The sequence below is a fragment of the Kitasatospora putterlickiae genome (assembly GCF_039527695.1).
GTDB classification, from domain to species: Bacteria; Actinomycetota; Actinomycetes; order Streptomycetales; family Streptomycetaceae; genus Kitasatospora; species Kitasatospora putterlickiae.
The window spans coordinates 1-2,228 of record NZ_BAAAKJ010000563.1 but is presented as its reverse complement, the minus strand read 5'-3'; the positions used below and the strand labels follow the sequence as shown (position 1 = coordinate 2,228).

3 protein-coding genes are annotated in these 2,228 nt (G+C 74.4%); all 3 read right to left on the bottom strand.

Going from position 1 to position 2,228, the window contains the following annotated elements:
• Positions 1-407: 407 nt before the first annotated feature.
• On the bottom strand, positions 408-845 hold the full coding sequence (locus ABD308_RS39375; protein ID WP_344345940.1) for a (deoxy)nucleoside triphosphate pyrophosphohydrolase: 438 nt from the start codon (positions 843-845) through the stop codon (positions 408-410).
• Positions 846-870: 25 nt separating this feature from the next.
• Positions 871-1,053, bottom strand: a complete 183-nt coding sequence (locus tag ABD308_RS39370) for an SPOR domain-containing protein (protein WP_344345938.1) — start codon at positions 1,051-1,053, stop codon at positions 871-873.
• Between the two features lie 85 nt (positions 1,054-1,138).
• On the bottom strand, positions 1,139-2,228 hold a 1,090-nt coding region (locus ABD308_RS39365), incomplete at its 5' end, for a DUF4190 domain-containing protein (RefSeq protein ID WP_344345936.1).

Below are 2,228 nucleotides of genomic sequence, written 5' to 3'. Positions count from 1 at the left end.
GTCCGCGCCGCGACGCAGCCTGGCGCGGGCACCGGCGCCTCCCCCGGCGCCCGCCCGTCTCGCTCCCCCGACGCCGTTCCCGCTATTCGACACCGACGGGGCCTCCGGCTCTGCTCGGATCGGCGTCGCCGGCTGGGGCGGCTCACCGATGGTGACGAATAGTGCCGAAAAGTGACATACCCAGCAGGACCAAGGCTATCCCGCCGGTCGCACCGGCTTTTCCGATTTGCCCGATCCGTCGCTCCCACGCGTCGTTCGCGGGCGCGGCCCGGCGGTTCGCCCCCGCGGGCCGGTACCATCCGGCGCCGCACCGGCCTGGCCCGGGCGGGGCGCGGGGCGGGCTCAGCGCGGGGCGGCTCGGGGCGGGCGCAGCGCGGGGGCGGGCTCAGGGTGGGTTCAGCGCCGGCTCAGGGCGCGGTGAGCAGGCGGGCGACCTCGGGAAGGACCTCGCGGTCGTGCTCCAGCCACTCGACGTCGGCCAGCTCGGCGGGACCGAGCCAGCGCAGCTCGTCGTGGTCCTGCAGCGGCCGCGGGTCCCCGGCGAGCAGTTCGGCCGCCCAGAGCCGCAGCTCCAGGCCCGGGCGCACCAGCCAGGCGCCGGGCAGCCGGGTGAGCGCCCGGGCCCGGACGCCCAGCTCCTCCATCAGCTCGCGCTCCAGCGCCTCGGTCTCGGTCTCGCCCGGCTCGGCCTTGCCGCCCGGGAACTCCCAGCGCCCCGCCACCTCGGCGGGCGCGCTCCGCCGCGCGGCGAGCACCCGCCCCCGGTGGATCAGCGCGCCGCCGACGACGATCCGGTTCTCCGCTGCGCCGCCGGCGTGCGCCGGCCGGTCGGTGGTCCTGTCCATGGACGTCGACCTTAGGACGTGCCGGTCAGTCGCGCGGACCCCTGGCCCCGGAGGCTCCGGCGGGCTCGGCCTCCACCCAGTACAACTGCTTGTGGCCGCGCGCCTCGAACTCGGCGGCGAGCCGCTCGGCCGCCTCCCGCTCGATCCCCCCGACGACCAGGAAGCGGTTGCCGTTGTCGTCCTGCCGCATCACCCGGTAGGTGTCCATGCGGCCAAGGCTAGGGCTTGTCTGACGATTCCCGCCGCGCGCTGATGCGACGCGAATTGTCGGACAAGCCCTGGAACCGCGGGCCTCAGACCTGGCTGGCGGAGGCCTGCTCGCCCGTCGACAGGCCGAGTTCGCGCCGGATCTCCACCGCCAGGGCGCTGCTCCTGGCCGTCAGCTCCCCCGCCTTGGCGACCTCCCGGCCGATCGTCCGCGGGTCCGAGGACTTGGCGACGGCGTCCCAGGCGTTCGCCGACTCCAGCGTGACCGTGCCCAGCTCGATCAGCTTGGCCCTGGCCCCGCCCGGCCAGTCGACGCCGTTGGCGGACAGGTCGGTGACCTCCTTGCGGCAGGCGGCGGCCATCGTCTTCGCCCAGGTCCGGTACGCGGACGGGTCCTCGCCGGGCTCGTCCTCCGGCTGCTCGCCGAGCGCGTTGTTGTAGGCCTGCGCGGCGTCCAGGTAGGTGCGCTGGGCGTGGGTGAGCTTGGTGCGGTCGGTGCGGACGCTGCCGGTGTGCATCCTCGTCTCGTCCTGGAAGGTGCAGGTCACCCGGTGGTCGCCGGACTCCCAGCCGGCGATGCTCGGGTAGTAGTAGGACCCGGTCATGCCGTCGGGGACGAGCCAGGAGTCGAACGCGTAGTCGTCCTGGACCGGGGCGCAGAGCCGCCCGGCCTGCTCACTGGCCTCCTGCTGGCCGGGGTAGTCGCCGCCCCGGCCCGCGATGCTGGTGAAGCCGGCGACCTCGCCGTGGTGCGGCGAGGTGCAGGGCACCACGTGCACCCAGTAGATGTTCGCGGAGTCGGCGTCCCGCCCGGGGCTGAACGGCGGCTGGTTGAAGCAGTCGCCGATCGCCAGGTCCTCGATGGACTGCGACCCCTTCGGACCCCGGCGGGCGTCCCCGAACCGCTCCTCCTCCAGGCTGATCACGCCGAGGCCGATGAACCCGATCAGGGTGGCGATGACCCCGAGGACACCGGTGACCAGGCCGGTGACGGCCATGCCGCGGCCCTTCTCGTTCCGCTTGGGTATCTGGGCCAGCGCGACGATGGAGAAGGCGATCGCCAGCGGCCACAGGCAGAGCAGGCCGGTGACCAGGGCGGCGACCGAGAAGCCGTTGGTGACCGTCGGGGCGGCGGGGTAGGGGAAGCCGGGCTGGAAGCCGGACTGGGCGCCGGGG